This is a genomic window from Streptomyces sp. NPDC002788 (assembly GCF_053592115.1).
Window position 1 is genome coordinate 601,188 of record NZ_JBSFVB010000001.1, and the last position, 18,729, is coordinate 619,916.

13 protein-coding genes are annotated in these 18,729 nt (G+C 72.2%); 2 read left to right on the forward strand and 11 right to left on the reverse strand.

What is annotated here, in order from left to right; genetic code table 11:
• Positions 1–16: 16 nt before the first annotated feature.
• A complete protein-coding gene (locus ACWD1U_RS02670; RefSeq protein WP_451103836.1) occupies positions 17–844 on the reverse strand; it encodes an enoyl-CoA hydratase family protein in 828 nt (275 codons plus the stop codon).
• 307 nt (positions 845–1,151) lie between these two features.
• Between ACWD1U_RS02670 and ACWD1U_RS02675 the strand changes: the two genes are divergently transcribed.
• On the forward strand, positions 1,152–1,619 hold the full coding sequence (locus ACWD1U_RS02675) for an ATP-binding protein (protein WP_451103837.1): 468 nt from the start codon (positions 1,152–1,154) through the stop codon (positions 1,617–1,619).
• Here the strand turns inward: ACWD1U_RS02675 and ACWD1U_RS02680 are convergent.
• From ACWD1U_RS02680 to ACWD1U_RS02725, 10 genes are all read right to left on the reverse strand, one after another.
• A complete protein-coding gene (locus tag ACWD1U_RS02680) occupies positions 1,576–3,006 on the reverse strand; it encodes an amino acid permease (protein ID WP_451103838.1) in 1,431 nt (476 codons plus the stop codon). The genes ACWD1U_RS02675 and ACWD1U_RS02680 overlap by 44 nt on opposite strands.
• Before the next feature lie 267 nt (positions 3,007–3,273).
• Positions 3,274–4,281: an ornithine carbamoyltransferase gene (argF, locus tag ACWD1U_RS02685; RefSeq protein ID WP_451103839.1), complete on the reverse strand. Its 1,008-nt coding sequence runs from the start codon at positions 4,279–4,281 to the stop codon at positions 3,274–3,276.
• A gap of 103 nt (positions 4,282–4,384) precedes the next feature.
• Positions 4,385–5,608: an arginine deiminase gene (locus ACWD1U_RS02690; RefSeq protein WP_451103840.1), complete on the reverse strand. Its 1,224-nt coding sequence runs from the start codon at positions 5,606–5,608 to the stop codon at positions 4,385–4,387.
• A 128-nt stretch (positions 5,609–5,736) separates the two neighbouring features.
• Entirely contained in the window at positions 5,737–8,277 is a 2,541-nt protein-coding gene (locus tag ACWD1U_RS02695) for a polynucleotide kinase-phosphatase (protein ID WP_451103841.1), read from the reverse strand.
• On the reverse strand, positions 8,274–9,737 hold the full coding sequence (locus ACWD1U_RS02700; RefSeq protein WP_451103842.1) for a 3' terminal RNA ribose 2'-O-methyltransferase Hen1: 1,464 nt from the start codon (positions 9,735–9,737) through the stop codon (positions 8,274–8,276). Before ACWD1U_RS02700 ends, ACWD1U_RS02695 begins: the two co-directional genes overlap by 4 nt.
• A gap of 201 nt (positions 9,738–9,938) precedes the next feature.
• A complete protein-coding gene (locus ACWD1U_RS02705; RefSeq protein WP_451103843.1) occupies positions 9,939–10,862 on the reverse strand; it encodes an LLM class F420-dependent oxidoreductase in 924 nt (307 codons plus the stop codon).
• Positions 10,863–11,282: 420 nt separating this feature from the next.
• Positions 11,283–11,849 carry a DUF6099 family protein gene (locus tag ACWD1U_RS02710; protein WP_451103844.1) on the reverse strand — a complete coding sequence of 189 codons (567 nt, stop codon included), beginning with the start codon at positions 11,847–11,849 and terminating at the stop codon, positions 11,283–11,285.
• Between the two features lie 198 nt (positions 11,850–12,047).
• Complete coding sequence (locus ACWD1U_RS02715) at positions 12,048–12,407, reverse strand: nucleotide pyrophosphohydrolase (RefSeq protein ID WP_451103845.1); 360 nt, start codon at positions 12,405–12,407, stop codon at positions 12,048–12,050.
• Positions 12,400–13,695 carry an ATP-binding protein gene (locus ACWD1U_RS02720; RefSeq protein ID WP_451103846.1) on the reverse strand — a complete coding sequence of 432 codons (1,296 nt, stop codon included), beginning with the start codon at positions 13,693–13,695 and terminating at the stop codon, positions 12,400–12,402. Before ACWD1U_RS02720 ends, ACWD1U_RS02715 begins: the two co-directional genes overlap by 8 nt.
• Before the next feature lie 296 nt (positions 13,696–13,991).
• Positions 13,992–14,387, reverse strand: coding sequence for a cell division protein SepF (locus tag ACWD1U_RS02725; RefSeq protein ID WP_451103847.1), 396 nt, complete (start codon positions 14,385–14,387; stop codon positions 13,992–13,994).
• A gap of 193 nt (positions 14,388–14,580) precedes the next feature.
• Here ACWD1U_RS02725 and ACWD1U_RS02730 point away from each other — a divergent pair, with 193 nt between their 5' ends.
• A complete protein-coding gene (locus ACWD1U_RS02730) occupies positions 14,581–18,600 on the forward strand; it encodes a molybdopterin-dependent oxidoreductase (RefSeq protein ID WP_451103848.1) in 4,020 nt (1,339 codons plus the stop codon).
• Positions 18,601–18,729: the final 129 nt, after the last annotated feature.

An 18,729-nucleotide genomic window follows, 5' to 3' on the forward strand; every position in this document is an offset into this window, starting at 1 on the left:
TGTGACGGGGACGCACTCACCGTCCGCTCCACTTCGGAGGGCGCTTCTGGGTGAACGCCGCGTGGAATTCCGCGTAGTCCTCGCCCGTCATCAGGAGGGCTTGGGTGGAGGCGTCCAGTTCGACCGAAGCCGCCAGCGGCATGTCCAGTTCGGCCGTCAGCAGCGCCTTCGTCCGGGCGTACGCCAGAGCCGGGCCGCCTGCCAGGCGGTGGGCCAGCTGTTGTGCCGCCTCGTCCGCTCGGCCGTCCTGCGTCAGCTCGCTGATCAGGCCGATGCGCTCGGCCTCCGCGGCGCGGACCGGGTCGCCGAGCATCAGCAGGCGGGTCGCGTGGCCCAGCCCAACGACCCGGGGCAGGAGGTAGGCCGCGCCCATGTCGCCGCCGGAGAGGCCGACGCGGGTGAAGAGGAAGGCGAAGCGGGCGCTGGGGTCGGCGATGCGGAAGTCCGCGGCCAGGGCGAGGACCGCCCCGGCGCCGGCCGCCACGCCGTGCAGGGCCGCGATCACCGGGAACGGGCACTCGCGGATCGCGCGGACCACCTGGCCGGTCATCCGGTTGAAGTCGAGGAGCTGGGCGGTGTCCATGGACAGCGTGGCGCCGATGATCTCGTCGACATCGCCGCCGGAGCAGAAGCCGCGGCCCTCACCGGCCAGCACCAAGGCCCGTACGGACCGCTCCCGGGACAGCTCCGCGAGCAGGTCGCGCAAATCGGCGTAGGCCCCGAAGGTGAGCGCGTTGAGTTTCTCGGGCCGGGCGAGGGTGACGGTGGCGACGCCGTCGGTGAGGTCGACGCGCAGCTGCTCCCAGCGTGGGGTGCGGGCGGCGGAGCCGGTGAAGGGACTCATGACGTGCGGCCTCCTCGGGCGGGCACTGCCTCACTGAGCTCTACCCCACGAAGCTATCACTCATTCGTGACTGTCGTCATGAGTGCGCGATAGACCGTCCGGGTAGGAATCCTGAGGGGCCCGGGTGTGACCTGGGCCGGTTACATCCGTCACAGATCGTCCACACCGGCGTAACGGCGGGAGCAGCGGTGCGCGGCACCGCGTTCACCTGGGTAAGCCGTCCGGCAGAGGGACGAAGATGCCCCGGCGGTGCCCCTCGGACGCCTTCGAGAAGCGGCGCCGTACCATTCATAAGGTTGAAAGCAGGATGTCCTGCTCCATGAACGGACCCGCCTTGTACGAACTCTCCTCAGCCCCTGCCTCCTGGCGCATCGCGCTGCCGCACACCGCCGCGGCGGTGCCCGTGGCCCGTGCCCTGGTCCGTACGGCGCTGACCGAGCTGGAGCACGGGGCGGACTGCGACACCGCGGAGCTGCTCACGGCCGAGCTGGTGGCGAACGCCGTGGAGCACACCACCGGCGAGACGCCCATAGAGCTGGTCGTGGAGCTGATGCCGTCGGGCTGCCAGGTCGAGGTGCACGACACCGACCCGGCACCGCCCGGCGACCTCACCTGCCCGGCCGGCGGGCCGCCCGACCCGTGGCAGGAGCACGGGCGCGGGCTGCTGCTGATCCGCGCCCTGAGCTCCTCCTGCGGGCACCGGCCGACCGACTCCGGCAAGGCGGTGTGGTTCAGACTCCCTGTGGTACCGGCTCAGCGGCGTCCGTCGGCGTGACGCGGGCGAGCCGGGAGTTCCGGCGCCCGTAGACGAGGTACAGGGCGATCCCCACCGCGAGGAACACCGCGAACTGGATCCACGTCGTCCGGCCCGTCTCGTACATCAGGTACAGGCAGAAGCCGACGCCGAGCAGCGGGATGACGGGGTACAGCGGCACCCGGAAGGTGCGGGCGAGGCCCGGCTCGCGGCGGCGCAGGGCGATGACGGCGATGTTGACGGCGGCCATGGTGGCGAGCGTGCCGATGGTGCACAGGTTGACCACCGCGTCCAGCGGGGCGAAGGCCGCGGGGAGCGCGAAGACCACGGCGACGATCAGCGTGCCGGCGACCGGGGTGGAGGTCCTCGGCGAGACCTTCTCGAAGACGCGCGGGATCAGACCGTCGCGGGACATGGACAGCAGGATCCGGGTCTGGCCGTACATCACGGCGAGCACCACCGAGGCGATGGCGACGACCGCGCCGAAGGCGATCACGCCGCCGCCGACGGTGGAGCCGGTGACCTGGTCGACGACATAGGAGAGCGCCGCGGGCCGGCCGCCGACCGCGTCGCCGCCGATGGCGCCGATCGCGGCGAGCGCGACCGCGCAGTAGAGCAGCGTGACCAGGCCGATGCAGACGAGGATCGCGACGGGGATGTCCCGCCGGGGGTTCTTCGCCTCCTCGCCGGCCGTGGTGATCGCGTCGAAGCCGATGTAGGAGAAGAAGGCGGCGGTGGTGCCCGCGCCGATGCCGGCCAGGCCCTCCGGCGAGAACGGCGTGAGGTTGCCGTCCTCGAAGGCGGTGAAGCCGATCGCCACGAAGGCCACGAGGACGGCGAGCTTCAGCACGGCCATCGCGGCCGTGGCCCGGGCGCTCTCGCGCACCCCGCGCACCAGCAGGACGGCGGCCATGGCGATGACGACGACGGCCGGGAGGTTGACCACTCCGCCCTCGCCGGGACCGGCGGACAGGGTCGTGGGCAGGTGCAGTCCGACGAGGCTGTCGAGCAGTTCGTCGACGTACTGGCTCCAGCCGACCGCCACCGCGGACACCGACACGCCGTACTCCAGCAGCAGGCACCAGCCGACGAGGAAGGCCGTGCTCTCACCGAGTCCGGCGTAGGCGAAGGAGTACGAGGAACCGGAGACCGGGATCGCGCCGCCCAGCTCGGCGAAGGCGAACGCGGTGAAGACGCAGGTGATCGCGGCCAGGAGGAACGAGACGACGACGCCCGGACCGGCCTGGGCGACCGAGTCGGACAGTCCGACGAAGATGCCGGTGCCGACGATGGCGCCGACGCCGAAGCAGACGAGCTGGAAGAGGCCCATCGTGCGCTGGAGGCCGTGGCCTTCACGGTCGGCGCCGGATTCGGCCACCAGGAGATGGGGCGACTTGTAGCGGGGCATACGGGTGGTGCTCGTTTCTGGTGGTGCGGGTCGCGACGGGTTCGTCGCGCGACGGCCGCGGAAAGGGGTGGTTCCGGGCCGCCCGTCAGCATAAGGGGCCCTTGCACCATGAGCGTCCGATCAGGTCGCGTGGTCCGGTGCCGTGCATCGCAAGGCGCCGGAGTGCCCTGGTAGTGGAGCTGCCTGGGCGCTTCGGCAACGCGGCGAGGCGCGGTGCCAGGCCGTGCGACCCGGGCGGGGCATCGTGCGAGGACCCCTGAGGCCTGTTCAGGCGAGGGTTGCCACCATGACCGCCTTGATGGTGTGCATGCGGTTCTCCGCCTCGTCGAAGACGACCGAGTGGGCCGACTCGAAGACCTCGTCGGAGACCTCCAGGTACTCCAGGCCGTGCGCCGCGTGGACCTCCCGGCCGACCTTGGTGCCGAGGTCGTGGAAGGCGGGCAGGCAGTGCAGGAACTTCACGTCCGGGTTGCCGGTGGCGCGCAGGACGTCCATGGTCACGGCGTACGGGGCGAGGGCGGTGATGCGCTCGGCCCAGATCTCGTTCGGCTCGCCCATGGAGACCCAGACGTCCGTGGCGACGAAATCGGCGCCGCGGACGCCCTCGTCCAGCGTCTCGGTGAGCGTGATGCGGGCGCCGCTGCTCTCGGCGAGCGCGCGGGCCCGGTCCACGACCTCCTCGGCCGGCCAGTACTCCTTCGGCGCGACGAGGCGGACGTCCATGCCGAGCAGGGCACCGGTGACCAGGTAGGAGTTGCCCATGTTGAAGCGGGCGTCGCCCAGGTAGGCGAAGGCGGTCTCGGTCAGCGGCTTGGCGCAGTGCTCGGTCATGGTGAGCACGTCGGCGAGCATCTGGGTGGGGTGCCAGTCGTCGGTGAGCCCGTTGTAGACGGGCACCCCGGCGTGTTCCGCCAGCTCCTCCACTTTCCGCTGGCTGTCCCCTCGGTACTCGATCGCGTCGTACATCCGGCCCAGCACCCGGGCGGTGTCCTTGACGGACTCCTTGTGCCCGATCTGGGAGCCGGAGGGGTCGAGGTACGTGGTGGAGGCTCCCTGGTCGGCGGCCGCGACCTCGAACGCGCAGCGGGTACGGGTGGAGGTCTTCTCGAAGATCAGCGCGATGTTCCGGCCCCGCAGGTACTGGGTCTCCGCCCCGGCCTTCTTGGCGGCCTTCAACTCCGCGGCCAGCTCGACCAGGGCGCGGAACTCCTCCTCGGTGAGGTCCAGCTCCTTGAGGAAGTGGCGGCCGGCGAGGGCGGTCGGGACAGTCGCCATGGGGCGCTCCAGGAATAAGGGGACACAGACACTTGAAATACTATACGAGGCTCGGCATGCCTATACGGAGCCGGACGGGTGCCCGGGGCCGGGGGCCGGACGCCTACACGGGGTCCCGTGCCACCGGGCAGCTCATGCAGCGCGGCCCGCCCCTGCCCCGCCCCAGCTCGCTGCCCGGGATCTCTATCACCTCGATGCCCTGTTTACGCAGGTGGGTGTTGGTGGTGGCGTTCCGTTCGTAGGCGACGACGACCCCGGGCTCGACAGCCAGGACGTTGCAGCCGTCGTCCCACTGCTCCCGCTCGGCTGCGTGCACGTCCTGGGTGGCGGTCAGGACACGGATCTCGTTCAGGCCGAGCGCGGCGGCGATGGCACGGTGCATGTGCTCCGGCGGATGGTCGGTGACCTTCAGCTCCGTCTCGCCGACGCCCGGTTCGATCGTGTAGGAGCGGAGCATGCCGAGCCCCGCGTACTGGGTGAAGGTGTCGCCGTCGACCATCGTCATCACGGTGTCGAGGTGCATGAAGGCACGCCGCTTGGGCATGTCCAGCGCCACGATCGTCTCGGCTGAACCGGCGGCGAACAGCTTGTGGGCGAGCATCTCGACGGCCTGCGGGGTGGTGCGCTCGCTCATGCCGATGAGGACGGCCCCGTTGCCGATGACCAGCACGTCCCCGCCCTCGATGGTCGACGGGTAGTCGGGCTGCCCCTCGGACCACACGTGGAACGTCTCCTCCCGGAACAGCGGGTGGTGCCGGTAGATCGCCTCGAAGTGCACGGTCTCGCGCTGCCGGGCGGGCCAGCGCATGGCGTTGATGGAGACGCCGTCGTAGATCCATGCGGAGGTGTCGCGGGTGAAGAGGTGGTTGGGCAGGGGGTGCAGCAGGAACTCGTCCAGTTCCATGACGTGGAAGCGCACGGAGGTCGGCTCCGGGTGCACGTCCAGGAACTCGCGTTTCGTCATGCCGCCGACCAGCACCTCGGCCAGTTCCCGCCCGGGCAGGTCCTCGAAGGCGGCTCTGAGGTGGTCGGCGGCCAGCGGGCCGTACTCCTTCTCGTCGAAGACTCTGTCCAGGACGAGGGCTCTGGCCGCCGGGACCTCCAGTGTCTCGGCCAGCAGGTCACCGAAGAGGTGGACGGCGACGCCCCGGTCGCGCAGCACATCGGCGAACCCGTCGTGCTCGGCGCGGGCCCTGCGCACCCACAGCACGTCGTCGAAGAGCAGCGAGGTCTTATTGCTGGGGGTGAGCCTTTTGAGCTCGAGATCGGGCCGGTGCAGGATGACACGGCGCAGCCGCCCGGCCTCGGAGTGGACGTGGTATGCCATGCCTCCATCCTGACCATCCAAGCCCGCGTTGACGCGCTCCTTGCGCGTTTCCGCACGTCTTGTTCGCGTCGCTCTGACGACAACGACCCGGCCGAGCACCCCGGGCGGGGTGCTCGGCCCGGCTCTCGCTACAACCGCGGGTCCACCGGCTCCGACTCCAGCGCCAGCACCCCGAACACCGCCTCGTGCACCCGCCACAGCGGCTCGCCCTCGGCCAGGCGGTCCAGGGCCTCCAGGCCCAGCGCGTATTCGCGGATCGCCAGGGACCGCTTGTGGTTGAGGAACCGGGATCGCAGACGGGTCAGGTTCTCCGGGCGGGTGTACTCGGGCCCGTAGATGATCCGCAGGTACTCGCGGCCCCGGCACTTGATGCCGGGCTGCACCAGGCGGCCCTGGCTGTCGCGGACCAGGGCGCCGACCGGCTTGACGACCATGCCCTCGCCGCCGCGGCCGGTCATCTCCAGCCACCAGTCGACGCCGGCCTGCACCGACTCCGGGTCGGCGGTGTCGACGTAGAGCCGCCGGGTGGTCTGGAGCAGGCCGCTGCCGTCGTGCTCGACGAGCCGGTCGAGCAGGGCGAGCTGCTCGTCGTGCGGCAGGCCGGCGAGGTTGCGGCCCTGGACCGCGAGGATCTGGAACGGTGCCAGGCGGACGCCGTCCAGGCCGTCCGTGGTCCAGCAGTAGCGGCGGTACGCCTCGGTGAACGCGGCGGCGTCGGCGGACCGGTCGCGGGTGCGGGACAGCAGCCCGGTCACGTCCACCCCTCGCGCCGCCGCGCCGTCGAGCGCGGCCAGCGCCTCCGGGAGCACCGCGCCGGACGCGGCACCCACGGCGGCGTACTGCGACCGCAGCAGCCCGGACGCCTTCAGCGACCAGGGCATCAGCTCGGCGTCCAGCAGCAGCCAGTCCGTCTCCAGCTCGCCCCAGAGACCGGCCTCGCCGATCGCCGTGCGCACCCGGTCGAGGATCTCCTCGGTGAGGACCACGTCGTCGAGGAAGGGCCGGCCGGTGCGGGTGTAGAGGGACCCGGTGGGGCCGTCCACACCGAAACGCTTGCGGGCCGCCTCGGCGTCCCGGCACACCAGGGCCACCGCCCGCGAGCCCATGTGCTTCTCCTCGCACACGACCCGCGCCACCCCGTCGGCCGCGTACTGGGCGAAGGCCTCGGCCGGGTGCTCGAGGAAGCCCTCGACGTGCGAGGTCGCGGTCGGGGCCATCGTCGGGGGCAGGTACGGCAGCAGCCGGGGGTCCACCGCGAAGCGGCTCATGACCTCCAGCGCGGCCGCCGCGTTCTCCTCACGGATCGAGACGCGGCCCTGGTGCCGGGTCTCCACGACCCGGCGGCCCTGCACGTCCGCCAGGTCCAGCGGGCGGCCGTCCTGCCCGCCGGGCGCCTCGGTGCGCAGCGGCTTCGCCGGCTCGTACCAGACCCGCTCGGCCGGTACCTCGACCAGCTCGCGCTCCGGCCAGCGCAGCGCGGTGAGCTTGCCGCCGAAGACGGCTCCGGTGTCCAGGCAGATCGTGTTGTTGAGCCAGGTGGCCTCCGGGACCGGGGTGTGGCCGTAGACCACGGCCGCCCGGCCGCGGTAGTCCTCCGCCCACGGGTAGCGCACCGGCAGGCCGAACTCGTCCGTCTCGCCCGTCGTGTCGCCGTACAGGGCGTGCGAGCGGACCCGGCCGGAGGTGCGGCCGTGGTACTTCTCGGGCAGACCCGCGTGGCAGACGACCAGCCGGCCGCCGTCGAGGACGTAGTGGCTGACCAGGCCGTCGAGGAACTCCCGTACCTCGGCGACGAACTCCTCGCTCTCGTCCGCCATCTGCTCGATGGTCTCGGCGAGGCCGTGGGTGTGCTGGACCTTGCGGCCCCTGAGGTAACGGCCGTACTTGTTCTCGTGGTTGCCGGGCACGCACAGGGCGTTGCCGGACTTGACCATCGCCATCACGCGGCGCAGCACGCCCGGGCTGTCCGGGCCGCGGTCGACCAGGTCGCCGACGAAGACGGCGGTACGGCCCTCCGGGTGGACGCCGTCGACGTAGCCGAGCTTGCCCAGCAGCGCCTCCAGTTCGGCGGCGCAGCCGTGGATGTCGCCGATGATGTCGAAGGGACCGGTGAGGTGGGTCAGGTCGTTGAACCGCTTCTCGGTGACGACCGTGGCGTACTCGATCTCCTCCACGCCCCGCAGGACGTGCACCTTGCGGAAGCCCTCGCGCTCCAGATGACGCAGGGAGCGGCGGAGTTCGCGGATGTGGCGCTGGATGACCCGGCGGGGCATGTCCGCCCGGTCGGTGCGGGCCGCGTTGCGCTCGGCGCACACATCCTCGGGCACGTCGAGCACGAGGGCGATCGGCAGGACGTCGTACTGCCGGGCCAGGTCGATCAGCTGGCGGCGGGCGTCGGGCTGCACGCTGGTCGCGTCCACGACGGTGCGGCGGCCGGCGGCCAGGCGCTTGCCCGCGATGTAGTGCAGGACGTCGAAGGCGTCCTTGGTGGCGCTCTGGTCGTTCTCGTCGTCCGAGACGAGGCCCCGGCAGAAGTCGGAGGAGATGATCTCGGTCGGTTTGAAGTGCCTGCGGGCGAAGGTGGACTTGCCGGAGCCGGAAGCCCCGACGAGTACCACCAGGGACAGGTCGGTGACGGGCAGCACGCGCCCCTGCGTCACGTCGGTCATGCCGCCTTCGCCTCCTTCGGGGTGGTCATGGTGAACACGGCCATCTGGGTGGGCGGCCCCACCTCGGGGTCGTCGGGGCCGACGGGTACGAACTCGACGGCGTAGCCGTGCCGTTCGGCCAGCGGCTCCGCCCAGGCCCGGAACTCGGCGCGGGTCCACTCGAAGCGGTGGTCGCCGTGCCGGACGTGGCCGGCCGGGAGGCTCTCCCAGCGCACGTTGTACTCGACGTTCGGGGTGGTCACGAGGACCGTGCGCGGGCGGGCCGAGCCGAACACGGCGTACTCCAGCGCGGGCAGCCGGGGCAGGTCGAGGTGCTCGATCACCTCGCTGAGCACGGCGGCGTCGTAGCCCTTGAGCCGGCGGTCGGTGTAGGCGAGCGAACCCTGGAAGAGCCGCACGCGCGCGGCCTGCCGCTCGCCCATGCGGTCCAGCTTCAGCCGCCGCGAGGCGATGGTGAGCGCGCGCATCGACACGTCGACGCCGACGATCTCGGTGAACGCCGGGTCCTTGAGCAGTGTCTGCGCCAACTGGCCCTGGCCGCAGCCGAGGTCGAGCACCCGGGCGGCCCCGGACTGCCGCAGCGCCGTGACGATCGCCTCGCGGCGCTGCACGGCCAGCGGGGTCGGCTTCTCCTCGGTCTCGGCCTCGGCCTCCACCGCGTTGTCGATCTCCTCGACCTCGCTGTCGTCGGCCTCGGCGAGCCGCACGAGCTCCAGCCGCTCCGTCGCGGCACGGGTCAAAGACCAGCGGCGCGAGAGGTAGCGGCTGGTGATCAGCTTCTGCTCCGGGTGGCCGGGCAGCCAGCCCTCACCGGCGCGCAGCAGCTTGTCGACCTCGTCGGCGGCGACCCAGTAGTGCTTGGCGTCGTCCAGGACCGGGAGCAGGACGTAGAGGTGGCGCAGCGCCTCGGCGAGGGTGAGCGCGGGCGATTCCAGGACGAGGCGCACGTACCGCGAGTCGCCCCACTCGGGGAACCGGGTGTCCAGCGGCACGGGCTCGGCGGTGACCGTCCAGCCGAGCGGCTCGAAGAGGGCCCGTACGAGGCCGGGGCCGCCACGGGCGGGCAGCGCGGGCACCTCGACCCGCAGGGGCCTGGCCTGTCCGGGGAGTTCCGGGCGGGCGTTGCAGACGCCCTTCATCGCGCTGGAGAAGACGCCGCTCAGCGCCACGGCGAGCAGGGAGGAGGCCGCGTAGGGGCGGTCGTTGACGTACTGCGCGAGTGCCGCGTCCGGGGCGCCGCCGCGGCCCTTGCCCTTGCCGCGCCTGACCAGGGCCACCGCGTCCACCTCCAGCAGCAGCGCCGCCGTGCAGCGCTGGGCGTCCGCCTCCGGGTAGAGGACGTGGGCCGTGCCGTAGGAGGTGGAGAACGCCTGCGCCTTGTCGGGATGCTTGTGCAGCAGGTAGCCGAGGTCGGTCGCGGGGCGCTCTGGAGTGCCGGTGGTACTGATCGTCAGGAACATGCGGAGGGCCTCTCCGGCTGGGTGGACGACTGCGGTGCCGTGCGCGCGAAAGCCCCCAGGAGGGGTGATCCTGGGGGCTCGGCAGGACGACGCCCACAGCTTCGCACACGCGTGCCCACCAGCGCCTTCGTTTATCGGTAGCGGTGGGGGCGGGTGCCCTGGTGAGGGCCGCCGCGGCGGGCCGGGGGCGGCCGGTCCTTGTTACGACAGCTGTGACTGCACCTGCGAGGAGATCAGTTCCAGGTGGTCCAGGTCGTCCAGGTCGAGGACCTGGAGGTAGATGCGGCGGGAGCCGGCCTCCGCGTAGCGGCCGATCTTGTCGACGACCTCTGCCGGGGAGCCGGCCAGGCCGTTGAGCTTCAGCTCGTCGACCTCGCGGCCGATCGCGGCGGCCCGGCGGGCGACCTCCTGGTCGTCCCGGCCGACGCAGACGACCAGGGCGTTGGAGTAGGTCAGGTCGTCGCCGCGGCGGCCGGCCTCCTCGGCGGCGGCGCGCACCCGGCCGAACTGGCGCTCGCTGTCCTCGACGGAGGCGAACGGCATGTTGAACTCGTCGGCGTACTTGGCGGCCAGCCGCGGGGTGCGGGCCGGGCCGTGGCCGCCGACGAGCACGGGGATCTTCTTCTGCGCCGGCTTGGGCAGCGCGGGAGAGTCCGTGAGGTCGTAGTAGGTGCCGTGGAAATCGAAGGTCTTGCCGGGGTCCGTCGCCCACAGGCCGGTGACGATCTCCAGCTGCTCCTCGAGGCGGGCGAACTTCTCCTTGGGGAAGGGGATGCCGTAGGCCTTGTGCTCCTCCTCGAACCAGCCGGCGCCCAGGCCGAGTTCGACCCGGCCGCCGGACATCTGGTCGACCTGCGCGACCTGGATGGCGAGTACGCCGGGCAGCCGGAACGTGCCTGCGGTCATCAGGGTGCCGAGGCGGATGCGCTTGGTCTCACGGGCGAGCCCGGCCAGGGTGATCCAGGCGTCGGTGGGGCCGGGCAGACCGTCCGCGTTGCCCATGCGGAGGTAGTGGTCGGAACGGAAGAAGGCGTCGAAGCCGAGGTCCTCGGTGGCCTTGGCGACGGCGAGCAGAGTGTCATAGGTGGCCCCCTGCTGGGGCTCGGTGAAGATGCGGAGATCCATGCTTCCATCCTGCACGCCGGGTTCCGCGATCATGAGGTCGGTCCCCCGTCCCGGCCGGTCCCCGGTCGGGTGAAATCACATCCATACCGCGGGTCGGGCCTGACCCGGCCGGTGACCGGCCCCGGTGATGATCGCTGGCTCGGGCGGAGCCGGAGCCAGCGGCTTCCGCACCGGCCGGTGACGCCGGGGCGTCACCCGCGTCGGCCTCCCCGGGGGCCAGGGGCCCGAGGAGGCCGTCATGTCGAAGAGACCGTGCCGCAGCAGGGCGGGACGGGGCAGCCGAGAGGGCTGTTGCAGCAGATGGAGGAGCTGACGGCGGCCTTGAACGCGGATCTGTCGGCACTGGACGCGGACCTTCAGGCCGCGGGGGATTCGGGTCGGGGGTTGTCGAGGAAGGGCAGGCCGGTTAGGGCCCTGTCGTCATCGTGGGGCGGACGGGAATGTGGCGACAGGGCCCGAGGCCGCCACCGCGCCCGGGGATCCGCGCCGCCCGGCTCCCCCTTCCCGCTGCTCCGCCCGCTCCTCCTCCTTCTCCGGTAACGCCTGCTCCCGGTCGGCGAGTCTGCGGAGCATCTCCAGGACCCGGTCGCGGGACTCGTCGGCCGCGTCGATCGCCTCCATGCACTGCCAGTACGTGCCCTCGTCGTCCGCGGCGCTGGCCAGGCCCACGAGGGCGATGCCGACCTCGCCGAGGAGGCCGCCGAGGTACATCAGGGTGGGGCGGGCGTCGCCCAAGTCGGTGAGCTGGCCCGCCCGCAGCTCACCAGGACCCAGTTCGGGCGGGTCGAGGACGCCGCAGCCCCGGCCCGCCAGCTCCGTCAACCCCAGTGCCTCGCCGCGCAGTTCGGGCGGCCCGGCGACCGCGAGGCGGCTGCCTATCGCCTGTGCGAGGGCCTGCGCCTGCCACACCTCGGCCAGGATCTCCCGCACCTCGCCGCCCGCGGCCAGGGACCGCCTGCTCGTCACGATGAGCCGCACTGCGTCCATGATGCGCTGCCCCCGTCTGTCCCGACGCGCTCCGCGCGTCCGCTGCCCGAACTCCCTTGTTCACTACCCAGAGTGAGGGCGAGTGAGACGAAAAGCCAGAGGAAGACGGAAATCTGCGGACAACAATTCGGATTCGGACCGCACCTTGGTCACGCAGAGTACAAGTGGACTGTTCGGCTCCTGGATCGGGGGCCGCTGCTAGATCGGGAACCTCCCCTCGTTCCGGTCGATCTTCGCGTCCAGCGCGGCCAGCGGGTCGATGCCGAGCACCTCGCACAGCTGGAGCAGATACGCGAGCACGTCGGCCACCTCGTCGGTGACGCGCTGCGCGGTGTCCGGATCTGTCATGACCCGGGCCGACTCCTCGGGCGTCAACCACTGGAAGATCTCGACCAGTTCGGACGCCTCCACGCTGAGGGCGGCGACCAGGTTCTTGGGGGTGTGGTACGGCTGCCAGTTCCGCGCGGCGGCGAATTCGGCCAGCCGGCGCTGGAGCCCCGCCACGTCCAGGGGTTCGTCACGGGGGCCGCGCTGCGGTGCGTCCAGTGGATCAGTCACGGTTCAGGTGTACCACCGTGACTCCCTCCACCCCGGCGGCCCAGGAGGCGTCGCCGACCGCGCCGAGGAGCCGGATGTGCCCCCGCTCGCACATCCGCGCCGCCAGCCGCAGCAGTTCCTGCCGCTGCCGCGGGTCCAGGCCCCGGTCGAAGCCGTCGGCGAGGACGGTGAGCGTCTGCAGCGCGGCGGGCACTTCACCGGCCGGGTCGACCTCCAGGACGCCGGGGCCGGTGAGCAGGACGAGTGCGAGGGCGACGTAGCGGAGTTCGCCGTGGCCGAGCCGTCCCAGGTCCGTGCGGACGCCGTCGCCGCGATCGAGCACCGCGCGGACGGTCGCCGGAGCGTCCGGCCGGACGAGCTTGCCCGCCGGGCGGGCGAGCGCGTCCGCAGGCGGCCGGGGCGTGTCCCCGGCCTTGCGGGTGAGCCTGCCCCCCGCCGGCGGGGCGAGCCCGTCCGCAGTCGGTCCAGTGGGCCTGCCTCCGACCGGTCCGGCGAGGGGGTGAGCCGTCCGCTCCGCGAGCACGTCCGCCACGGGCCCGGCACAGCCCGCCCGCACCGCCGCCACGAACTGCGCGTGCCGCCGGCCGCACTCGGCGCGGGTGCGACACAGGACGTCGGCGAGGTTGCCGCAGTCGCCGAGCAGCCGGCCGGAGCCGGTAGGGGCGGGGCCGCGCATGCGGGCGGGTTCGGGGTCGCACGAGAAGGCGGAGCGCAGGGCGACCACCATCTGCTCGGCGGCGGCCAGCACCCTGCGCTGCCCAGGCGTCGTGCCGGCCACGCGCAGCGGGAGCAGGGCGGTGCCGAGCCGGTCGTCGGGCAGGGGGCCGCGGGTCACCGGTGTCGGCCCGGCCGTGTGCCAGGCGGCCTGGACGGTGCGCTTCCCCGGGTCGCGCAGGGCGGTCTCCAGCAGGACCAGTCCGTCGGCCGTCAGGCGCTCACCGACGATGCGCAGCTCGGGCTCGGCCTGCACGGCGACATCGAGCCGGACCGGGCCTGCGGGGCCGTCGGCCGTACAGCCGATGCGGAAGCCGCGGCGGTGCTGCGCGTCGGGCCGGGCCCGCTCCGGGACGCAGGCCACGGGGTCCGGGAACGCCTCGTCGAGTCCGGCGCCGCCGCCGAGCCGGGCGAGAGCCTCGTACGCCCGCAGCGCGCTGGTCTTTCCGGAGCCGCTGGGACCGGCGAGGAGGGTCAGCGGCCCGAGCGGGAACGAGGCGCGGCGGTGGGCGGCGAAGGCGGCCAGACGCAGTTCCGTGACACGGGTGCGGTCGGGGTGCGGGGGGTGGGTCATACGCGGACGGTAGGGCTCCGCAGGCGGGACGAACCGTTCCGTCTCCGGGGGGTTCCTACGATCGGGCGACCCGGCAGCACGGCCCGCTCACGCGCCTCGGAACCGCCCGGCCACTCCGGCAACCCGTGCACGCTCGCGCCCCGGAACCACAAAGCCGCTCCGGCAGCCAGGCCCGCTCACGCCTCAGGGGCTGCCGGCCCCCTCACACCCCAGTGCCTCCCGGCCGCTCCGGCAGCCGGGCGCACTCATGCCTCAAGGCCTCCGGGGCCACCACGCAGCCCTCGGCACCGTCGGCGTCACAGATCGGGGACACCGACCCCCTCCATCAGCCCCGTCACCTCGGTCCCCGCCGGTGTCAGCAGGAACACGTTGCGGTCCACCCGATGCATCCCGCTCGCCAGGCCGAAGACGACCCCCGTGCTGAAGTCGAGCACCCGCTTCGCGACCTCCGTCTCCGCGCTGGTCAGGTCGAGGAGGACGGGCACGCCCGCCATCAACGTCTCGGCGACGTCGCGGGCGTCGGCGAAGACGTTCACCCGCAGGACGACGAAGCGGCGCCGAGCCTCTGTCTCGGCCTCGGGCACGGACCGGTGGTCGACGGAGGAAGGCCAGGCGTCCCGGCCCCGCAGCGGCACGACCTGGGCGAGCCCCTCCCACTGTTCGTCGGTGACATCGTGGCTGTTCACCGGCATGCTCCGTCCTGGCTCGCGCTGGCTGTCTGCATCGGTCAATTGTTGCGCACGGTCACCCGTTCGGCCCAATGCGACACGCTCCGCGACCTCACCGCACCTCACAACGGCCGGAAGGCGGCTGTGTGACGGGCGTAACCCCTGATGATCAAGCCGTGTGACAGTGGCGTAACGGGCGATTCGTACCGTCGGGGGCATGACCACGATTCCCGGGACCCCGCAGGACACACGGCAGGTGCGCACCGTCTGCTCGTACTGCGGTGTCGGCTGCGGCCTCGTGCTCGACGTGGGGACGGGGCCCGACGGGCGGCGCACCGTCCTCAAGGCCTCCGGTGACAAGGCGCACCCGGCGAATGCCGGCCGGCTGTGCACCAAGGGCGCGACCACGGCCGACATGCTCGCCGCGCCCGGCCGGCTGACCACCGCGCTGGTGCGGGACGACCGGGGCGAGGAGGCGGCCCCGGCGCCGGTGGCCGACGCGATCGCCGGGACCGCCGCACGGCTGCGGGCGATCGTCGACGAGCACGGGCCGGACGCGGTCGCCTTCTACGTGTCCGGGCAGATGAGCCTGGAGGCGCAGTACCTGGCGAACAAGCTGGCCAAGGGGTTCGTACGGACGAACCGGATCGAGTCGAACTCGCGGCTGTGCATGGCGAGCGCGGGCACCGGCTACAAGCTGTCGCTGGGCGCGGACGGGCCGCCCGGGTCGTACGAGGACTTCGACCGGGCGGACGCGTTCCTCGTCATCGGGTCGAACATGGCCGACTGCCATCCGATTCTCTTCCTGCGGATGATGGAGCGGGTCAAGGCGGGCGCCAAGCTGATCGTCGTCGATCCGCGGCGGACCGCGACCGCCGCCAAAGCCGATCTGTTCCTGCAGCTCGAACCGGGGACCGACCTGGCGCTGCTGAACGGTCTGCTGCATCTGCTGTACGAGAGCGGGCACACCGACGCGGAGTTCGTCGCCGCGCACACCGAGGGCTGGGAGGAACTGCCCGGCTTCCTCGCCGAGTACACCCCGGCGGCCGTCGCGGAGATCACCGGACTCGCGGAGGACGACCTGCGGGAAGCCGCCCGGCTGATCGGCGAGGCCGGCACCCGGTGGATGTCCTGCTGGACCATGGGCCTCAACCAGTCCACGCACGGCACCTGGAACACCAACGCCCTGGTCAACCTGCATCTGGCGACCGGCGCCATCTGCCGTCCCGGCGCCGGGCCCTTCTCCCTGACCGGACAGCCCAACGCCATGGGCGGGCGCGAGATGGGCTACATGGGCCCGGGGCTGCCGGGGCAGCGGTCCGTGCTCGTAGACGAGGAGCGGGCGTTCACCGAGGAGGTGTGGGAGCTGCCGCCCGGGACGCTGCGCAAGGACGGTGTCGGGCAGGGCACGGTCGAGATGTTCCGGAAGATGGCCGACGGGGAGATCAAGGCCTGCTGGATCATCTGCACCAACCCGGTCGCCTCGGTCGCCAACCGCCGCACGGTCATCGAGGGTCTGGAGGCCGCCGAGTTCGTCGTCACGCAGGACGTGTTCACGGACACCGAGACGAACGCGTACGCCGATGTCGTCCTGCCCGGCGCGATGTGGACCGAGGCGGAGGGCGTCTTCGTCAACAGCGAGCGCAACCTCACGCTGACACAGTCCGCCGCGGACCCGCCCGGGGAGGCGATGGCCGACTGGCGGATCATCGCGGAGGTCGCGTGCGCGATGGGGTACGAGAAGGGGTTCTCGTACGACAGCGCGGAGCAGGTCTTCGAGGAGATCCGGCGGTTCGGGAACCCGAAGACCGGGTGGGATCTGCACGGGGTGAGCTACGAGCGGCTGCGGGAGACACCCGTGCAGTGGCCGGCCGCGAGCGAGGACGGGCCGGCGCGCAATCCGATCCGGTACGTCGGGGGCGGTGGGCTGCGGTTCCCGACGGCGAGCGGGCGGGCCGTCTTCTTCGCCCGGCCGCACCTGCCCGCCGCCGAGATGCCGGACGACGACTACCCGTTCGTGCTCAACACCGGGCGGGTGCAGCACCAGTGGCACACCCTGACGAAGACCGGGAAGGTCGCCAAGCTCAACAAGCTGAACCCCGGGCCGTTCGTGGAGATCCATCCGCAGGACGCGGACGGGCTCGGCGTCGCGGAGGGCGATCTCGTCGAGGTCGCCTCGCGGCGCGGGCGGGCCGTGCTGCCGGCGGTGGTGACGGACCGGGTGCGGCCGGGGTGCTGCTTCGCGCCGTTCCACTGGAACGACCTGTTCGGCGAGTACCTGAGCATCAACGCGGTGACGAGCGACGCGGTCGATCCGCTGTCGTTCCAGCCGGAGTTCAAGGTGTGTGCCGTGTCGCTGGCGAGGGTGGCGACGCCCGCGCCGGAGGGACCGGCCCTGACACCCACGGCCGTGACGCCGGGCGGCACCGGCCCCTTCGGCATCGAACCCTCCCCGCCCCCGGTCCTGTCCGCCCAGGAACGCCAGTACCTCACCGGTTTCCTGGCCGGGCTCGGCTCGGGCGCCCCGGGCGTGCCGGTGCTGCCGCCCGACGCGCCCTTCTCACCCGAGCACGCGCTGTGGGTCAACGGGGTCCTCGCCGGCATGTACTCGCGGACCGCGGCCGCGGCCCCGCAGGAGAAGTCCGGCCGTGAGGTCGTCGTGCTGTGGGCCTCGCAGACCGGCAACGCCGAGGAATTCGCCTCCGCCACCGCCGAACGGCTGACCGCGACCGGGCACCGTACGACCCTCGTCGGCATGGACGACGCCGATGTCGGGGCGCTCGCCCGCACGGCCGACCTGCTCTTCATCACCAGCACGTTCGGGGACGGCGACGCGCCCGACAACGGCTCCGGCTTCTGGGACGCGCTCTGCGGCGAGCGGGCCCCGCGGCTGGACGGGGTGCGGTACGCCGTGCTGGCCTTCGGCGACTCCTCGTACGACGACTTCTGCGGGCACGGGCGGCGGCTGGACGCGCGACTCGGCGAACTGGGCGGGGTGCGGCTGGCCCCGCGTACGGACTGCGAGCCGGACTACGAGCCGTCCGCCGGGGAGTGGCTCGACCAGGTGCTCTCGGCGCTGGGCGGTACGGCCGGCGGCCCCACCGAGAAGCCCAGGACGAAGGCCGAGCCCGTCACCACCGCCCGTCTCGTGGGCAACCGGCTGCTCAGCGGGCCGGGCGCGGGCAAGGAGGTGCGGCGGTTCACCTTCGACACGAGCGGCACGGACCTGGCCTACGAGGCCGGGGACGCGCTGGGGGTGCGGCCCGTCAACGCGCCCGCGCTGGTGGAGGAGTGGCTGGCGGTGACCGGGCTGGACGCGTCGGCGGCCGTGGAGGTCGCGGGCGTGGGCGAGGTCCCGTTCTCCGAAGCCCTGCACCGGCACCTCGACATCACGCGGATCACCCCGGACCTGCTGCGCTTCGTGGCCGAACGCGCCCGGGACAGGCACGAGTTGCGCAGGCTGCTGCGGCCCGACAACAAGGACGGGCTGGCGCAGTGGAGTTGGGGTCGGCAGGCCGTGGACGTGGTCGCCGAGTACGGGGTGCGGGCGAGCGCCGGGGAGTGGGCGGGGGTGCTCAGGAAGCTCCAGCCGCGGCTGTACTCCATATCGTCCAGCCCCCTGGTCGATCCCCGGCGGGTGTCGCTGACCGTGTCCGTGGTGCGGTACGAGAACCTGCACGGCCGGGCGCGGGGCGGGGTGTGCTCGCCGTTCCTGGCCGACTCGGAACCGGACACCGAGGTGCCGGTGTTCGTGCAGCGCTCGCCGCACTTCCGGCCGCCGGCCGACGCGTCGACGCCGATAATCATGGTCGGCCCGGGCACCGGCGTGGCGCCCTTCGTCGGCTTCCTCGAGGAGCGGCGGGCGCTCGGGCACCGGGCCCCCAACTGGCTGTTCTTCGGCGAGCAGCACCGCACGACGGACTTCTACTACGAGGACGAGCTGACGGCCCTGCTCGACGAGGGCACTCTCACGCGTCTGGACACCGCCTTCTCCCGCGACCAGCGCAACAAGGTGTACGTGCAGGACCGGATGCGCGAGCACGGGCCGGAGCTGTGGCACTGGCTGCGCGACGGGGCCCGCTTCTACGTCTGCGGTGACGCCTCCCGCATGGCGAGGGACGTGGACCGGGCGCTCCGGGACATCGCCGTGGCGCACGGCGGGCTGGGCGAGGCGGAGGCCGCCGCGTACGTGAAGCAGCTCGCGGCGGACAAGCGGTACGTGCGGGACGTGTACTGAAACGGCTGGGCCGCTTAGGGGTCCTAGCACTATGCCCGCCCGGGTCGCGCGGCCTGATCGGACGCTCATAGTGCAAGGACCCCTTACTCGGCTCACACCGGAATCTTCACCTCCGTCCGGGCCTCCCTC

Coding starts and splice junctions, on each gene's coding strand:
- ACWD1U_RS02690 (WP_451103840.1), bottom strand. CDS start 5,608: ATGGCATACCACGTCCACTCCGAGGCCGGGCGGCTGCGCCGTGTCATC.
- ACWD1U_RS02700 (WP_451103842.1), bottom strand. CDS start 9,737: ATGTTCCTGACGATCAGTACCACCGGCACTCCAGAGCGCCCCGCGACC.
- ACWD1U_RS02670 (WP_451103836.1), bottom strand. CDS start 844: ATGAGTCCCTTCACCGGCTCCGCCGCCCGCACCCCACGCTGGGAGCAG.
- ACWD1U_RS02675 (WP_451103837.1), top strand. CDS start 1,152: ATGTCCTGCTCCATGAACGGACCCGCCTTGTACGAACTCTCCTCAGCC.
- argF (WP_451103839.1), bottom strand. CDS start 4,281: ATGGCGACTGTCCCGACCGCCCTCGCCGGCCGCCACTTCCTCAAGGAG.
- ACWD1U_RS02680 (WP_451103838.1), bottom strand. CDS start 3,006: ATGCCCCGCTACAAGTCGCCCCATCTCCTGGTGGCCGAATCCGGCGCC.
- ACWD1U_RS02710 (WP_451103844.1), bottom strand. CDS start 11,849: ATGGACGCAGTGCGGCTCATCGTGACGAGCAGGCGGTCCCTGGCCGCG.
- ACWD1U_RS02720 (WP_451103846.1), bottom strand. CDS start 13,695: ATGACCCACCCCCCGCACCCCGACCGCACCCGTGTCACGGAACTGCGT.
- ACWD1U_RS02730 (WP_451103848.1), top strand. CDS start 14,581: ATGACCACGATTCCCGGGACCCCGCAGGACACACGGCAGGTGCGCACC.
- ACWD1U_RS02725 (WP_451103847.1), bottom strand. CDS start 14,387: ATGCCGGTGAACAGCCACGATGTCACCGACGAACAGTGGGAGGGGCTC.
- ACWD1U_RS02705 (WP_451103843.1), bottom strand. CDS start 10,862: ATGGATCTCCGCATCTTCACCGAGCCCCAGCAGGGGGCCACCTATGAC.
- ACWD1U_RS02695 (WP_451103841.1), bottom strand. CDS start 8,277: ATGACCGACGTGACGCAGGGGCGCGTGCTGCCCGTCACCGACCTGTCC.